Source organism: Massilia norwichensis (assembly GCF_024753245.1).
GTDB lineage: Bacteria > Pseudomonadota > Gammaproteobacteria > Burkholderiales > Burkholderiaceae_D > Telluria > Telluria norwichensis.
In genome coordinates this window covers 23,992-39,903 of the sequence record NZ_JANUGX010000040.1, presented here as the reverse complement: position 1 = coordinate 39,903, position 15,912 = coordinate 23,992, and the positions used below count along the sequence as shown (strand labels likewise).

The 15,912-nt window shown below is 64.1% G+C and carries 16 protein-coding genes and 2 tRNA genes; 7 read left to right on the top strand and 11 right to left on the bottom strand.

Going from position 1 to position 15,912, the window contains the following annotated elements; genetic code table 11:
- The first annotated feature begins 49 nt into the window (after positions 1-49).
- The 3 genes from argB (at position 50) to NX782_RS24280 (ending at position 1,176) form a co-directional block, all read left to right on the top strand.
- Entirely contained in the window at positions 50-979 is a 930-nt protein-coding gene (gene argB / locus NX782_RS24290; RefSeq protein WP_258848074.1) for an acetylglutamate kinase, read from the top strand.
- Between the two features lie 42 nt (positions 980-1,021).
- Positions 1,022-1,096, top strand: a tRNA-Thr gene (locus NX782_RS24285).
- Positions 1,097-1,099: 3 nt separating this feature from the next.
- Positions 1,100-1,176: transfer RNA gene (locus NX782_RS24280), tRNA-Asp, on the top strand.
- 219 nt (positions 1,177-1,395) lie between these two features.
- Here NX782_RS24280 and NX782_RS24275 read toward each other — a convergent pair.
- Positions 1,396-2,295, bottom strand: coding sequence for a TraB/GumN family protein (locus NX782_RS24275; RefSeq protein WP_258848073.1), 900 nt, complete (start codon positions 2,293-2,295; stop codon positions 1,396-1,398).
- Positions 2,296-2,398: 103 nt separating this feature from the next.
- On the opposite strand from NX782_RS24275, the gene NX782_RS24270 reads away from it, so the two are divergent.
- From NX782_RS24270 to pabB, 3 genes are read left to right on the top strand one after another with little or no spacing between them, the layout of a single operon-like run.
- Positions 2,399-3,130: an HAD-IA family hydrolase gene (locus NX782_RS24270; RefSeq protein WP_258848072.1), complete on the top strand. Its 732-nt coding sequence runs from the start codon at positions 2,399-2,401 to the stop codon at positions 3,128-3,130.
- 44 nt (positions 3,131-3,174) lie between these two features.
- Positions 3,175-3,753 (top strand): nucleoid occlusion factor SlmA, encoded by a 579-nt coding sequence (gene slmA, locus NX782_RS24265; RefSeq protein ID WP_258848071.1) that lies wholly within the window; start codon positions 3,175-3,177, stop codon positions 3,751-3,753.
- Positions 3,754-3,770: 17 nt separating this feature from the next.
- Positions 3,771-5,612 (top strand): aminodeoxychorismate synthase component I, encoded by a 1,842-nt coding sequence (gene pabB / locus NX782_RS24260; RefSeq protein ID WP_258848070.1) that lies wholly within the window; start codon positions 3,771-3,773, stop codon positions 5,610-5,612.
- Between the two features lie 87 nt (positions 5,613-5,699).
- Here pabB and NX782_RS24255 read toward each other — a convergent pair whose 3' ends face one another.
- The 4 genes from NX782_RS24255 to NX782_RS24240 form a co-directional block, all read right to left on the bottom strand.
- A complete protein-coding gene (locus NX782_RS24255) occupies positions 5,700-6,311 on the bottom strand; it encodes an OmpW/AlkL family protein (protein ID WP_258848069.1) in 612 nt (203 codons plus the stop codon).
- A gap of 131 nt (positions 6,312-6,442) precedes the next feature.
- Positions 6,443-7,045, bottom strand: coding sequence for a glutathione peroxidase (locus NX782_RS24250; protein WP_258848068.1), 603 nt, complete (start codon positions 7,043-7,045; stop codon positions 6,443-6,445).
- Between the two features lie 39 nt (positions 7,046-7,084).
- On the bottom strand, positions 7,085-7,906 hold the full coding sequence (locus NX782_RS24245) for a PPK2 family polyphosphate kinase (RefSeq protein ID WP_258848067.1): 822 nt from the start codon (positions 7,904-7,906) through the stop codon (positions 7,085-7,087).
- Positions 7,903-8,331, bottom strand: a complete 429-nt coding sequence (locus tag NX782_RS24240; RefSeq protein WP_258848066.1) for a CoA-binding protein — start codon at positions 8,329-8,331, stop codon at positions 7,903-7,905. Before NX782_RS24240 ends, NX782_RS24245 begins: the two co-directional genes overlap by 4 nt.
- A 72-nt stretch (positions 8,332-8,403) precedes the next feature.
- Here NX782_RS24240 and NX782_RS24235 point away from each other — a divergent pair, with 72 nt between their 5' ends.
- On the top strand, positions 8,404-9,057 hold the full coding sequence (locus NX782_RS24235; RefSeq protein WP_258848065.1) for a peptidoglycan recognition protein family protein: 654 nt from the start codon (positions 8,404-8,406) through the stop codon (positions 9,055-9,057).
- Here NX782_RS24235 and NX782_RS24230 read toward each other — a convergent pair.
- The 6 genes from NX782_RS24230 to atpA all read right to left on the bottom strand — a co-directional run bounded on the left by NX782_RS24230 (position 9,035) and on the right by atpA (position 15,865).
- Positions 9,035-10,693, bottom strand: a complete 1,659-nt coding sequence (locus NX782_RS24230) for a serine hydrolase (protein WP_258848064.1) — start codon at positions 10,691-10,693, stop codon at positions 9,035-9,037. The genes NX782_RS24235 and NX782_RS24230 overlap by 23 nt on opposite strands.
- A gap of 141 nt (positions 10,694-10,834) precedes the next feature.
- Entirely contained in the window at positions 10,835-11,347 is a 513-nt protein-coding gene (gene msrA / locus NX782_RS24225) for a peptide-methionine (S)-S-oxide reductase MsrA (protein ID WP_258848063.1), read from the bottom strand.
- A gap of 132 nt (positions 11,348-11,479) precedes the next feature.
- Positions 11,480-11,905: a F0F1 ATP synthase subunit epsilon gene (locus NX782_RS24220; RefSeq protein WP_258848062.1), complete on the bottom strand. Its 426-nt coding sequence runs from the start codon at positions 11,903-11,905 to the stop codon at positions 11,480-11,482.
- 22 nt (positions 11,906-11,927) lie between these two features.
- Complete coding sequence (atpD, locus tag NX782_RS24215) at positions 11,928-13,331, bottom strand: F0F1 ATP synthase subunit beta (RefSeq protein ID WP_258848061.1); 1,404 nt, start codon at positions 13,329-13,331, stop codon at positions 11,928-11,930.
- Positions 13,332-13,385: 54 nt separating this feature from the next.
- Positions 13,386-14,267 carry a F0F1 ATP synthase subunit gamma gene (gene atpG / locus NX782_RS24210; protein WP_258848060.1) on the bottom strand — a complete coding sequence of 294 codons (882 nt, stop codon included), beginning with the start codon at positions 14,265-14,267 and terminating at the stop codon, positions 13,386-13,388.
- Positions 14,268-14,329: 62 nt separating this feature from the next.
- Positions 14,330-15,865 (bottom strand): F0F1 ATP synthase subunit alpha, encoded by a 1,536-nt coding sequence (gene atpA, locus NX782_RS24205; protein ID WP_258848059.1) that lies wholly within the window; start codon positions 15,863-15,865, stop codon positions 14,330-14,332.
- Between the last annotated feature and the right edge of the window lie 47 nt (positions 15,866-15,912).

The following is a 15,912-nucleotide window of genomic DNA, read 5'->3' as shown; positions in this document are numbered from 1 at the left end:
GCGACGGGCCATTGCCTGTAAAATCTCGCAAATTCTTTTTGGACCCCCAATGACCGCTACACTGACTCCGCTGACGGGCGACGACCAGAATAACGACCTGACTGCGGTCTCGCCGCAGATCAAGGCGCAGATCCTGGCCGAAGCACTTCCCTATATCCGTAATTTCCACGGAAAAACCATCGTCATCAAATACGGCGGCAACGCGATGACCGACGAACGCCTGAAGCACGGCTTCGCGCGCGACGTCATCCTGCTCAAGCTGGTCGGCATGAACCCGGTGGTCGTGCACGGCGGCGGTCCCCAGATCGACAACGCCCTGAAAAAGATCGGCAAGCAAGGCACCTTCGTGCAAGGCATGCGCATCACCGACGAAGAGACCATGGAAGTGGTCGAGTGGGTGCTGGGCGGCGAAGTCCAGCAGGACATCGTCATGCTGATCAACCACTACGGCGGCCAGGCAGTCGGCCTGACCGGCAAGGACGGCGGCCTGATCCGTGCACGCAAGATGGCGATGCCGGACAAGGACAAGCCGGGCGAATTCCTCGACATCGGCTTTGTCGGCGAAATCGAAGCGATCAATCCGGCGGTGGTGAAAGCCCTGCAGGACGACGCCTTCATCCCGATCATCTCGCCGATCGGCTTCGGCCAGGACGGCCAGGCCTACAACATCAACGCCGACGTTGTCGCCGGCAAGATCGCGGAAATCCTGAAAGCTGAGAAGCTGATCATGATGACCAACATCGCCGGCGTGCAGGACAAGCAGGGCAATCTGGTGACCGACCTGTCGGCGCGCGAGATCGACGAGATGTTCGCGGACGGCACGATTTCCGGCGGCATGCTGCCGAAAATCTCGTCGGCGCTGGACGCCGCCAAGTCGGGTGTCAATACGGTGCACATCATCGACGGCCGCATTGAGCACTCTTTATTGCTGGAAGTCTTGACCGAACAGGCCTTTGGCACTATGATCCGGTCTCACTGAAATTTTGCAGCGGTTCAATTCGCTGCAAAACGGAAGTTTGATGCCCTTGTAGCTCAGTGGTAGAGCACTCCCTTGGTAAGGGAGAGGCCACGTGTTCAATCCACGTCAAGGGCACCATCTGGAGCGGTAGTTCAGTTGGTTAGAATACCGGCCTGTCACGCCGGGGGTCGCGGGTTCGAGCCCCGTCCGCTCCGCCAGAATTAAATAAAAAAGGTCCGATTTATCGGGCCTTTTTTATTTTTAGGTACAAGAGGGTCTCCCCTGCGGGAGACCCGGTTTCGGGCTTGAAGGGAATCGCTTGCAAGCGATTCCGCGGCCCGCAGGATGTGGGCGAGCCCCGTCCGCTCCGCCAGAATCAAGGAAAAAAGGTCCGACTTGTTCGGGCCTTTTTTCTTTTCAGCTTTCAGTTTCATCGCTCAATAAATTCGTTCGACCTGCACGCCCTTCTCCTGCAACAGCGCCGGCACACTGCCGCTGCCCAGCAGATGCAGCACGCCGACCGCGGCAAAGGTCCGCGGTTCCCGGCGCAACAGATCCAGCAGGCTGCCGGCCAGGTCCGCATTCCTCTCCTTCAGCAACACCCTGGTCACGAAACTGCCGGACACGCTGGCGTCCAGCTCGCAACGCGCGGCGATCGCGTCGAGGGCCTCGCGGTCGGCACTGCCCCAGGCCTGCACCATGGCGCGCGCTTCCCTGCGCTGGGCACCGGAAGCGATGGTGCCCATCATCTCGTCGAGAAAGCGCCAGCGGTCCGGCTCTGCCAGGCGGTCGAGCAGGGACAGTTGCCGGTCCAGCGATTCGAGTTCGAGCACGCGCGCGCCCTGCGCACGCGCCTGCCTGGCCAGCCAGGCTTCGCTCGACAGCTCGCTTTTAAAACCCTGCCTGGTGTACTCGGCCATCGTCAGCAGGGTGGCCAGCAGCACCGGCTTGAAGCGCAGCGCGCGGCCGGCATCGATCCCGCCCTGCGCGATCAGGCTGTCCAGCAGGGACCGCTGCTGCGCCGCCATGCCCTCGTAGCCGGCACTGCCGGGTTCCAGCATGCCATGCTCGCGTACGGCGCGCTGCAGTTCGCGCTGCGGCTGCAGGGGATCGATCTCGAGCGCCAGCGTGGAGGCCTGACCGAGGGCTTCGGCCAGGCGCGGCTCGAGCGGATAGAACTCGGGCAGGCCTACGTGCAGCGTGCCGAACAGATGCATCTCGTGGCCATCCAGGCTGACCTTGAACAGGGCGCCGCGCTCGGTGGCGAAGGCGGTGGAGGCTGCCGGCACGGCCAGCCAGAACAGGCTGCAGAGGAAGGCAAGGAAGGGATGGCGCATGATATTCGATTATCAAACTGCCCGGCAGCGACCCTCTGCGCATGCGCAGACGCGGGGGTCGATATAATGCAAGGCTGCCTTCCTGACCAACGCAAAGCCTGCCGTGCCTACACCCTCTTCTCCTGTCTGGCTGTTCGACCTCGACAACACCCTGCACGACGCTTCCCACGCGATCTTCCCGGCCATTAGCGCCAACATGAACGTCTACATCGCGCGCGTGCTCGGCGACGGCGTCACCCCGGCCAGCATCGAGGCGGTGAACGCGGCCCGGCTCGGCTACTGGAAACGCTACGGCGCCACCCTGCTCGGCATGATCCGCCACCACCAGGTCGATGCCGCCGATTTCCTGCGCGAGACCCACGACCTGCACGCCCTGCACGAGATGGTGCGTTGGGAGCGCGGCCTCTCTCGCCTGTTGAAACGCCTGCCCGGCCGCAAGATCCTGCTGACGAATGCGCCGACCGCGTATTCGAAGGAAGTCATGCGCCACATCGGCCTGCAGCGCCATTTCTCCCACCACATCGCGATCGAGGACATGCACGTGCACCGCCAGCTGCGCCCGAAGCCCTCGACGCTGATGCTGCGGCGCCTGCTGCGCAAGCACCGCCTGAACCCGCGCCGCTGCGTGCTGGTCGAGGACACCCTGGTCAACCTGAAGCACGCCAAGCGGCTGAAGCTGCGCACGGCCTGGGTCACGCAATACCTGCGCTACAGCGATCCGAGCGGCAAAGCCCCTCTGCCGAAGATGCTAAAACGACCCGCCTACGTCGATGTCAAAGTAAAATCCGTGCTTCAGCTGCCCTCGCACCTGCGCCGGCTGCGCGCCGCGAGCTGAAACCGACTCGACCCATCGACCTGAACACGGAGCACCGCGACAACATGGCAAGCACCAAGCCGGGCCAACGAAAACTGCAGATCCTGCAAGCCCTGGCGGCGATGCTGGAACACCCGAAGGGCGAGAAGATCACCACCGCGGCGCTGGCCGCCAAACTGTCGGTCTCGGAAGCGGCGCTGTACCGCCATTTCGCCAGCAAGGCCCAGATGTTCGAGGGCCTGATCGACTTCATCGAATCGAGCGTGTTCGGCCTGTGCAACCAGATTGTCGAGCGCGAGGAAGACGGCGTGGCCCAGGCCCATGCGATGCTGCAGATGCTGCTGTCCTTCGCCGCCAATAACCCCGGCATGACCCGGGTCCTGATCGGCGATGCTCTGGTCGGCGAGGACGAGCGCCTGCAGCTGCGCATGAACCAGTTCTACGACAAGGTCGAACTGGCGTTCAAGGGCGCGCTGCGGGTGGCCGTCACCCAGGGCCATGGCCGCGAGGAAGACGTGGCCGCGCGCGCCAGCCTGCTGGTGTCCTACGTGACCGGACGCTGGCACCGGTTCGCCAAGAGCGGCTTCCGCCAGCACCCGGCCGACAGCAGCGGCCTGCAGTTGTCGCTGCTGCTGGCCGCCTGAGCCTGCAAACACCCGCCATGAACGACAGCGCCATCTTCGCCCTGCTCGACGACGCCAGTCCCGACGCGAATCCGTCGGCGCGCTCGCGCCTGTACCGCGACTACGCCGGCATGCTGGCCTGCCACACGGTCGCGGAATGGCCGGCGCTGCTGGCGCGGCTGCAGGAAGCGCTGGCGGCCGGCCTGTACGCGGTGCCGGTGCTGGGCTACGAACTGGGCGAGCAGCTGCTCGGCATCGTGCCGCCAAGGGTCAACGACACGCCGCTGGCCCAGGTGCTGCTGTTTCGCGGCTACGATTCGCTCTCCGGCGAGGAGGTGGCGGCCTGGCTGGCGCAGCGTGCTGCCGCCAGCGGTCCGGCCGGCGTCGCCGACGTGCGCAGCAATGTCGACGAAGCCGCTTTTACGCGCGCCATCGGGCGCATCCGCGACTACATCGCGGCCGGCGACACCTATCAGGTCAATTACACCTACCGGCTCCGCTTCGACGCCTTCGGCGATGCCGCCGCGCTGTACGCGCGCCTGCGCGCGCGCCAGCCGGTGCCCTATGGCGCGCTGATTCAGCTGCCGGACGGCCGCACGGTGCTGTCGCTGTCGCCGGAGCTGTTCGTGCGTCACGATGCCGGCCGGCTGCTGGCGCGCCCGATGAAGGGCACGGCGCCGGCCAGCGGCGACGAAAAGCAGGATGCGGTGCGCAGCACGGCGCTGGCAGCCGATCCGAAGAACCGCGCCGAAAACCTGATGATCGTCGACCTGCTGCGCAACGACCTCGGACGGATCGCGCGCACCGGCAGCGTCGGCGTGCCGGCCCTGTTCGAGGTGCGCCGCTACAGCAGCGTGCTGCAGATGACCTCCACCGTGCAGGCCCAGCTGGCGGACGGCAGCAGCCTGGACGACATCTTCGGCGCCTTGTACCCCTGCGGCTCGATCACCGGCGCGCCCAAGCGCCGCACGATGGAAATCATCCACGAACTGGAACCGGCACCGCGCGGCATCTATACCGGGGCGCTGGGCTGGATCGATCCGCCCGCGTCCATGGCCAGGGAGGGCAGCGGGTTCGGCGACTTTTGTTTATCGGTGCCGATCCGCACCCTGGTGCTGCAGCCGCCGCACAACGGTGTGCGCCACGGCGAACTCGGGGTCGGTGCCGGCATCGTGTACGACAGCGATCCTGCCGCCGAGTATGCCGAGTGCCAGCTGAAGGCCAGCTTCCTGACCGGGATGCCGAACGATTTCGAGATCTTCGAGACGATCCACGCGACCCGCGAGGATGGCTGCCGCCACCTCGAGCGCCATCTGGCGCGCCTGCAAGCGTCCGCCGCCTACTTCGGCTATCCGTTCACCGAAGAACTGGCGCGCGCAGGCGCGATCGCCGCCTGCGCGGTGCTGCCGGCGGCAACGCCGCACCGCCTGCGCCTGGCGCTACAGCCGGACGGCGACATCGTCGTGCACACCGCGCCGCTGGCGCCGCTGGACGGGCCGGTCGAGGTGCTGCTGTCGGAACAACCGGTGGACTCCAGCGCCCTGTTCGCGCGCCATAAAACCAGTATCCGCAGCCGCTACGACGCCGCCTGGAAGCAGGCGGAAAGCGTGGGCGCCTTCGACACCCTGTTCTTTAACGAATGCGGCGACCTGGCCGAGGGCGGCCGCAGCAGCGTGTTCGTGCGCGTCGGCGGCCGCTGGTACACGCCGCCGCTGTCCTCGGGCGTGCTGCCCGGCGTGATGCGCGCGCTCTTGCTGGAAGACCCGGCGTGGAACGCGATCGAATGCCCGATCTCGCGCGAAACCCTGGAGCGCGCCCAGGAGATCGTGGTCTGCAATGCGCTGCGCGGCCCCTTGCGCGCGACGATCCGCCGCACATAAGACAAGCGCAAAAAAGCCGGCGCGAGGCCGGCGTAAAACCGGCCAGAACCGGTACGCTTGGAGAAAGCGGTAACTTTTCGATGCGGCTTAGAAGCGGTAGCCGACGCCCAGGCCCAGCAGGACCGGGTCGACCTTCACGCGGCTGGCGCGCGCGCCGGCGATCTCGACGTCGCTGCGGATCTGCACCTTCTTGATGTCCAGGTTGACCGACCAGCGGCTGTCGATCCTGAAGTCGACGCCGGCCTGCAACGCCAGGCCGACACTGTCATGCTCGAGCCGTGCGGCGCCGTTCAGCAGTTCCACCTTGGACAGCAGCGTGTAGTTCAGGCCCGCGCCCACATACGGGTCGATGGCGGTGCCGGGCAGGAAGTGGTACTGCGCGGTGAGCGTCGGCGGCAGGTGCTTGAAGCTGCCGATGCTGGCGCCGTCCAGGGTCACGGTGTGCTTCTGCGGATAGGTCAGGATCAGTTCCGCAGCCCAGTGCGGCGTGAAGAAGTAGGAGATGTCGACTTCGGGAATCCATTTGTCGCTGACGTGCAGGCGGTCGCTGGCGCCGCTGCCGCCGACCGGATCGGACTTGTCGGCCGGATCGATGTGCACGGCACGCGCCCGGACCAGCCAGGGCGACTCCTGCGCCATCGCCGCCGTCGCGGTAAAGCTCAGGACGGCAATCATCATGCTCAGGATCGACTTTTTCATGGTGAAACCTTTCTTCGTGTTGTTGTTTGGCGAAGAAAAGTGTATTTGACGCACCGCAACAGAGTCGTTGATGTGCATCAAATAACCATGATCAGAACCGGGGTATTGCGCCCGGTTCCGGAGGCAGCTGCTCAGCCGCCCAGCGCCTGCTCGATCTTGGCGACCAGCGCCGGATCCTGCGGCGTAACCTTGCTCGGGAAGTAGTCGAGCACCTTGCCGTGACGGTCGATCAGGTATTTGTTGAAATTCCACTTGGGCTGGTTGCCGGTGGCCTTGATCAGGTCGACGTACAGCGGATTCGCCGCCGCGCCCGTGACCGGGGTGGTGGCGAACATCGGGAATTTCACGCCATAGGTGTTGTAGCAGAGGTCGGCGATCTTCTTGGCGTCCTCGGACTCCTGCTTGAAATCGTTCGAGGGGAAGCCCAGCACCACCAGGCCGCGCGCGGCATATTTCGCGTACAGCGCTTCCAGGCCCTCGTACTGCGGGGTGTAGCCGCAGTAGCTGGCCGTGTTCACCACCAGCACCACCTTGCCGCTGTACTGGCACAGGTCCTGCGGCGCCTCGTCCTGCAGGCGCTTGAAGGTGTGCTTCAGCACGGCCGGGCAGGAGGCCGCCGAGGTAGCCGATGCGGCGGTGCTCGATGCGCTCTGGGCCTGGGCCGGCACACTGGCGGCCAGGGTGGAAACGACAGCGGCGCCGAGGGAAAGCAGCAGGACGGAGGTCTTGGACATGGCGGCAGTGGGCAGATTAGGGGTTAATAAAATCCCATTCTATTCCACCTTGAGCTTGTCGAGGTCGGCCTTCGGTGCCGGCCACGACAGCTTCATGCCCCGCATGGTCTCCAGCACCAGGTTGGCGACGATCAGGTTGCGGTGGGTCTTGGAATCGGCGGGCACGATATACCAGGGCGCGTGATCGGCGTTGGTGACGGCGATCGCATCCTCGTAGGCGCGCTGGTAGGCATCCCATTGTGCGCGCACGGTCAAATCGGTGGGGTCGAACTTCCAGTGCTTTTCGGGGTCGTCCAGGCGCTCCTGCAGGCGCTTCTTCTGCTCGTCCTTCGAGATGTGCAAAAACACCTTCATGATCGTGGTGCCGGTCTCGGATAACATGCGCTCGAAGTCGCGGATCTGGGCGTGGCGGCGCTTGGTCTCCTTGCCGTCGATATCGCCCAGCACGCGCGGCACCAGCACGTCTTCGTAATGGCTGCGGTTGAACACGGCGATCATGCCATTGCCCGGTACGTGCGCGTGCACCCGCCACAGGTAATCGTGGGCCCGTTCGCGCTCGCTCGGGGCGGCAAAGCCGGTGGCCCGGATACCCATCGGACTGATCTGCGAGAACAGCACGCGCGTGGTGCCATCCTTGCCGGAGGTGTCCATGCCCTGCAGGATCAGCAGCAGTTTCTGCTTGCGGCTGGCGAACAGCATTTCCTGGAAATGCGCCACCTGGCCGATCAGCTCGGCAGTGAGTGCTCGCTCGCGCTGCTTGGTGCCGCCCTCGCCGTTCTTTTCGCGCAGCGGCGTGAGGCCCGCATCCTCGTCGCGCAATTTGGGGTTCTTCGGCGCCCGGAAGCGCTCGAGGGCATTCATGCCTGTGCGCCGAGCCTGCGGTGCTCGACCAGCATGCAATGGTTCATGACGACGTCCAGGCCGGCGGCGCGCGCCAGGTCGGCCGCGGCCTGGTTCTCGATCCCGAGCTGCATCCACAGCGCGCCGGCGCGCACGTCGATCGCATCCTTGGCCACCGGCGGCACGTCCTCGGCCTTGCGGAACACGTCGACCACGTCGATGCGGCGGCCATCCCTGGCCAGCGCGTCGGCGGCTTCCTGCAGGCTCGCGTAGACGCTGCGGCCGAGGATTTCCTGGCCGGCATAGGCCGGGTTCACCGGCAGGATCTCGTAGCCTTGCGACTGCAGGTATTCCGCCACCTCGTAGCTGGCACGCTCGGGTTTGTTCGACATGCCGACCACGGCCACGGTCTTGGCGGAGTGAAGGATTTGTTCGATGGTTCGCATGCTGGGCTCGCTATGTTATGGTCACGTCTAGCTTATCAGTTTTATACGGCGCTCCGGCGCATGACACCACACATGACTCTTCGCCCTGCTCTCGCCTTCTCCCTGCTGTTATTCAGTGCCTTCCCGGCTTCGGCCCAGACCCTCGCCCAAGTCGAACAGGAGATCGTTCCGGTCGGCGCCTGGGGCGGCACGCCGGCCGACGCCGCCCGGGCCCGCCGCCAGACGATCACCCACATCACCCTGCACCACCAGGGCGAACCGTATAAGGCGGGCACCGATCCGCGCCAATACCTGCGCAACCTGCAGACCTGGTCGCGCAATACCAAGCACTGGCTGGACATCCCCTACCACTACATCATCGACCTCGACGGCCATATCTACGAAGGCCGCAAGATCGAGTACGCCGGCGATACCAATACGGAGTACGACCCGCTCGGACACGCGCTGATCGAAGTGGTCGGGAACTTCGAGGAAGTCGAGCCGAACCAGCAGCAGCTGGATGCCGTGGTGCGGCTGATGGCGATGCTGGCGGATAAATATGGCGTGACGCTGGACCATATCGCCAGCCACCGCGATTTTTCGAACCAGACCGTGTGCCCCGGCGCCAACCTGTACCGCTACGTACAGGAAGGTTATTTCCGGCACAAGGTGGCCTTGCGGCTGGCGCAGGCGCAGGCGCAAGCTGCACCGTCCGCGTCCGCCATCACGGCAGCTTCGCGCCCTTGAGCTCGCGACCGCCCTGGGCCAGCACCAGTTGCCCGGGCTTGGCATCGTCGAAGCGCAGCTCCGCATCCACTGCGTTCGAAAAGAAGGTTTTTTCGTTCAGTGCGAACACCTCGACCTTGCCCTGGCCGCTGGCCTGGGTCCAATAGCGGTCACCGTCGCGGCTAAGCTCGATCACGAAGCCCGGCGTCAGCTGGTAGCGGCCGGCGTAGGCATCGAATCTGGCATGGTCGATCCTGACCGCCACGCGTTGCGGCGGGGCGTCGCCGATGCGCGGGTTGACCTGGTCGGCGGTCGGGTTGTGCACCACCAGCTGGCTCACCCTGCCCTGGGCATCGCGGCTGAACTCGAAGGATTGCAGCGAATCCGGGACGAAGAAGCTGGTCTCGGAATAAGCCTGCAGCGTGACCGGCGGCCGGCCGGCGCGCTGCAGCACCAGGCGCTCGCCGTCGCGGCGCACGGTGCGGGTGTCGCTCCCCTCGGCGCGGTACACGCCGGCATAGGCATCCAGCAGTTTCGGATCGAGCTTGCGCGCCTGGTAGTCCGGGAAGGGCTTGCCAATCGCGATCGCGGCCGCTTTATACGCTGCCTCGCTGGCCGGCGCCATGCCGGAATCGACGTTGCTCAGGACCGCCACATACAGCTTCTCGGCCGGCAGGCGCAGCGCGAAGCTGTTGAAACCGGGGATGCCGCCGCCGTGGCCGATCATCTGCGCGCCGCGCAGCGTGCCGGTCTCCCAGCCGTAGCCGTAACCGGTGCTGCTGCCCGTGCTCAGCGTATAGGGCGTGAAGGCGCGCTGCCAGCTCCCGGCTTGCAACAGCTTGCCGCTGCTGACGGCGGCGTCCCAGCGCGCCAGGTCGTCGACGGTCGACACCAGCGAACCGGCCGCATACGGCTGCGTCATGCTGATCGGCTTGGACGGCTGGAAGCCCTCGGGCGCACGGGTATATCCCTGGGCGCGCGGCGTTTTATCGCGCTCGTGCCCCTCGTAGGCGCTGCGCGTCATCCCCAGCGGCACGAAGATGCGCTCCTCGACGAACTTGTCGTAGGTTTTGCCGGACACCTTCTCGATGATGGCGCCCAGCAGGAAATAGCCGGAGTTGTTGTACTTGTAGCGCGAGCCCGGTGCGAAATCCAGCGGATCGTTCTTGAAGCTGTCGACCATCTGCTGCACCGTCAGGTCCTTCTGCATGGCGAGCGCATAGCCCGGCTTGCCGGTATAGCTGACGATGCCCGAGGTATGGGTCAGCAGGTGCTCGATCGTGATTTTTTTACCCTGGGTCGGATAGTCCGGCAGGTAGACCGTGATGTCGTCGTCCAGGCGGATCCTGCCTTCGTCGACCAGCATCAGGATCGCGGTCGAGGTGAACTGCTTGGTGATCGAGCCGAGACGCATCGGCGTGTCCGCCGCCAGGGGCAGCTTGCGCTCGACGTCGGCCAGGCCGTAAGCCTTGCGCAGCAGGGTCTTGCCGTCCTTGACCACGATGACGGTGGCGCCCGGCGCATCGGCTTTATAAGTCGCGGACAGCACCTGGTCGATGCGCGCCGCCACATCCTCGGCAAGTTCGGGCGCGGCATGGACCAGGGGCGCGGCCAGCAGGACGGCGATGGCGGCGCAGACGGGGGACGGCTTGAACATGACGGCTCCTTCTCTCTCGGTTGTTGTGGTCGAGACAAGATAGAAGCTGTCGGTATCCCCGGCAATGCGTTTACGACGACCGGGACATGGCGCCGATGAGCGGTCGCATCAAGAGGATGAGCGGTGCCGGAGCGCCAGGATTCAGGCGGCGCTTTCGTTGCGCTGAGGCAGGCGCCAATCCTTGCGGATGAAGTGACAGGTATAGCCGTTCGGATGCTTGACCAGGTAATCCTGGTGCTCCGGTTCCGCTTCCCAGAACGGGCCGGCGGGTTTCACTTCGGTCACGACCTTGCCGGGCCAGAGGCCGGAGGCGTCGACGTCCTGGATCGTGGCCAATGCGACTTCTTTCTGTGCCTCGTCCGTATAAAAGATCGCGGAGCGGTAGCTGGCGCCGATATCGTTGCCCTGGCGGTTGGCGGTGCTGGGGTCGTGGATCTGGAAGAAGAACTCGAGCAGGCGCCGGTAGCTGATTCGCTCCGGGTCGAACACGATCTCGATCGCCTCGGCGTGCGTGCCGTGGTTGCGGTAGGTGGCGTTCGGCACATCGCCGCCGGAATAGCCGACCCGGGTCGACAGCACGCCCGGCATCTTGCGGATCAGGTCCTGCATGCCCCAGAAGCAGCCGCCTGCGAGGATTGCGGTTTCTTGTTTCATGGTCCGTCCTTTCAAGCCATTCGTTGTAATCCACGCTAGATGAGGACGAGAGGCCGTATTTCCAGAACGGCAGATAATAAAAAAGGCAGCCCGCAGGCTGCCTTCTTTTTCATCACAAGATGAACGCTGAAATCAGCGGCCCTTGTGACGCAGCTTGGCGATGGCCGCCAGCTGGGCGATCGCCGCCGCCAGTTCGGCTTGCGCCTTGGCGTAGTCGATCTGCGAGTCCTTGTTCAGCATCAGCTCTTCCGCCTTGCGCTTGGCTTCCTGGGCTTTCGCCTCGTCCAGATCGGCGCCGCGGATCGCGGTGTCGGCCAGGACGGTCACGCCTTTCGGCTGGACTTCCAGGATGCCGCCGGCGACGAAGACGAATTCGTCTTCGGTCTGGCCCGGCACTTTGATGCGCACGGCGCCCGGACGGATACGCGTGATCAAGGGGGTGTGCATCGGGTAGATACCCAGCTCACCCGATTCACCCGGCAACGCGACGAACTCGGCTTCGCCCGAGAAGATCTGCTCTTCGGCCGAAACGACGTCTACGTGAAGTGTGTTTGCCATAAGTGTCCTCTGAAGTGGCTAATCAGGCAGCCAGCTTCTTGGCCTTCTCGATCGCTTCTTCGATGGTGCCGACCATGTAGAACGCCTGCTCCGGCAGGTGGTCCAGTTCGCCCGACGCGATCATCTTGAAGCCCTTGATCGTGTCTTTCAGCGAAACGTACTTGCCCGGTGCGCCGGTGAACACTTCAGCGACGTGGAACGGCTGCGACAGGAAACGCTGCATCTTACGTGCACGAGCGACGACCAGCTTGTCTTCCGGTGCCAGTTCGTCCATGCCCAGAATCGCGATGATGTCACGCAGTTCCTTGTAGCGCTGCAGGGTGCCCTGCACGGCGCGCGCGGTGGCGTAGTGCTCTTCACCGACGACCAGCGGGTCCAGCTGGCGCGAGGTCGAGTCCAGCGGATCGACTGCCGGGTAGATACCCAGCGAAGCGATGTCACGCGACAGAACGACGGTCGAGTCCAGGTGGGCGAAGGTGGTTGCCGGCGACGGGTCGGTCAAGTCGTCCGCAGGGACGTACACGGCCTGGATCGAGGTGATCGAACCGGTCTTGGTCGAGGTGATGCGCTCTTGCAGGCGGCCCATTTCTTCGGCCAGGGTCGGCTGGTAGCCCACCGCGGACGGCATACGGCCCAGCAGTGCCGACACTTCGGTACCGGCCAGGGTGTAGCGGTAGATGTTGTCGACGAAGAACAGAACGTCCTTGCCTTCGTCACGGAAGGCTTCCGCCATGGTCAGGCCGGTCAGCGCGACGCGCAGACGGTTGCCCGGCGGTTCGTTCATCTGGCCGTAGACCATCGCGACCTTCGAGTTGCCCAGGTTGTCCAGATCGACGACCTTGGCATCGGCCATTTCGTGGTAGAAGTCGTTACCTTCACGGGTACGCTCACCCACGCCGGCGAACACGGACAGACCCGAGTGTGCCTTGGCGATGTTGTTGATCAGTTCCATCATGTTGACGGTCTTGCCGACGCCGGCGCCGCCGAACAGGCCGACTTTACCGCCCTTGGCGAACGGGCACACCAGGTCGATCACCTTGATGCCGGTTTCCAGCAGGTCTTGCGACGGCGACAGTTCGTCGTACACCGGCGCAGCGCGGTGGATCGATGCGGTGCGCTCGGCGTTGACCGGGCCGCGCTCGTCGATCGGGTTGCCCAGCACGTCCATGATGCGGCCCAGGGTAGCCTGGCCAACCGGCACCATGATCGGGGCGTTGGTGTTTTGAATGGTCATGCCGCGACGCAGGCCTTCCGAGCTGCCCAGCGCGATGGTACGGACGATGCCGTCACCCAGCTGCTGCTGCACTTCCAGGGTCAGTTCGGAGCCTTCCATTTTCAGTGCGTCGTACACCTTCGGCATGGCGTTGCGCGGGAATTCCACGTCAACCACTGCGCCGATACACTGAACGATTTTGCCATCAGCCATGTTCGTTCCTTCAGATATAGTTTTAATGTCGTTACGTGAGTTCGCTTGCCTGGCTTAGCTGCTGATCGCAGCCGCGCCGGAGACGATCTCCGAGAGTTCTTTGGTAATCGCTGCCTGGCGGGTCTTGTTGTAGACCAGCTTCAGCTCGCCGATGACGTTGCCCGCGTTGTCGGTTGCGGCCTTCATTGCCACCATGCGTGCCGACTGCTCGGACGCCAGGTTCTCTGCCACCGACTGGTAGATCAGCGCTTCGACGTAGCGCATCAGGAGCTCGTCGATGACCACTTGCGCGTCCGGCTCGTAGATGTAGTCCCATGCGTGGGCACCGGCATCCGCCTCTAGGCGTCCGGCCGGCAGCGGGAGCAGTTGCTCGACCACCGGTTCCTGGCGCATGGTGTTGATGAACTTGGTGTAGCACAGGTACACCGCGTCCAGCTGACCATCCTGGTAAGCGTCGAGCATGACCTTGATCGGGCCGATCAGCTTGTCCAGGTGCGGGGTGTCGCCGATTTGCGTGACACTCGAGACCACCTTCACGCCGATACGGCCGAGGAAGCCCAGACCCTTGTTGCCGATTGCAACGACTTCAATGCGATTGCCCGCGGCTTCCAGCTCGCGGGTCTTCTGCGTCACCTGGCGCAGCACGTTGGTATTCATGCCGCCGCACAGACCCTTGTCGGTCGTGACGACGATGAAGCCGACGGCTTTCGCTTTCGTGTCCTTGGCATTGGCCATGAACGCGTGGGTGTACTCCGGGTTCGCAGTGGCGAGGTTGGCCGTGATGTTGCGGACCTTCTCGCTGTAGGGACGGGCGGCGCGCATCCGGTCCTGCGCCTTGCGCATCTTGGACGCGGCGACCATTTCCATCGCCTTGGTGATCTTCTTCGTATTTTCTACGCTTTTGATCTTGCCACGTATCTCTTTGCCTGCTGCCATGAGCCCTTACTCCTTATAGGGACCGGGTTGCCCCGGCCCCGCATTCCATCAGATAGCCGCGCTTAGAACGACTTCTTGAAGTCGGCGATGGCGGCGGCCAGCGCTGCTTCGCCGTCCTTGTCCAGGGCTTTGCTGTCGTCGATCTTCGACAGCAGCGCGCCATGGCTGGACTTCAGGAAGTTGTGCAGACCGGCTTCGAAATCCAGCACGCGCTTGACTTCGATATCGTCGAAATAACCCTTGTTGACGGCGAACAGCGATGCAGCCATCAGCGAGATCGGCAGCGGCGAGTACTGCTTCTGCTTCAGCAGTTCGGTCACGCGTGCACCGCGGTCCAGCTGCTTGCGGGTCGACTCGTCCAGGTCCGATGCGAACTGCGCGAACGCAGCCAGCTCACGGTACTGTGCCAGGTCGGTACGGATACCGCCGGACAGGCCCTTGATGACCTTCGTCTGTGCGGCACCACCAACGCGGGAGACCGAGATACCGGCGTTGATCGCAGGACGGATACCGGCGTTGAACAGCGAGGTCTCCAGGAAGATCTGGCCGTCGGTAATCGAGATCACGTTGGTCGGCACGAATGCCGAGACGTCGCCAGCCTGGGTTTCGATGATCGGCAGTGCGGTCAGCGAACCGGTCTTGCCGGTCACGGCGCCGTTGGTGAAGGCGGACACGTAGTCGGCGTTCACGCGAGCGGCACGCTCCAGCAGGCGGCTGTGCAGGTAGAACACGTCGCCCGGGTAAGCTTCGCGGCCCGGCGGACGGCGCAGCAGCAGCGAGATCTGACGGTATGCGACAGCCTGCTTCGACAGGTCGTCGTACACGATCAGCGCGTCTTCGCCGCGGTCGCGGAAGTATTCGCCCATCGCGCAGCCCGAGTAGGCCGAGATGTACTGCATCGCTGCCGATTCCGAAGCGGAAGCGGCAACAACGATGGTGTACTCCATCGCGCCATGCTCTTCCAGCGAGCGCACGATGTTCTTGATGGTCGAGGCCTTCTGGCCGATCGCCACGTACACGCAGGTCATGTTCTGACCCTTCTGGTTGATGATCGCATCGACCGCGACAGCCGACTTACCGGTCTGGCGGTCGCCGATGATCAGCTCACGCTGGCCACGGCCGATCGGCACCATCGCGTCGATCGACTTGATGCCGGTCTGCATCGGCTGCGAGACGGATTCACGCGCGATCACGCCCGGGGCGATCTTTTCGATCGGGGCGGTCAGGGCGGTCACGACCGGACCTTTGCCGTCGATCGGCTGGCCCAGGGCGTTGACGACGCGGCCACGCAGTTCCGGACCGACCGGGACTTCCAGGATGCGGCCGGTGGTCTTGACGGTGTCGCCTTCGGAGATGTGCTCGTAAGCACCCAGGATCACGGCGCCGACCGAGTCGCGCTCGAGGTTCATCGCCAGACCGAAGGTGTTACCCGGGAATTCCAGCATCTCGCCCTGCATCACGTCCGACAGACCATGGATGCGGCAGATACCGTCGGCGACGGAGATCACCGTGCCTTGGTTACGAACATCAGCCGAACCTTCGAGGCCCTGGATGCGGCTCTTGATCAGTTCGCTGATTTCAGACGAATTAAGTTGCATGAGTGCTAACTCCTAATAGTTTCTTGATGCGTAGGGCAAGGGCTTGG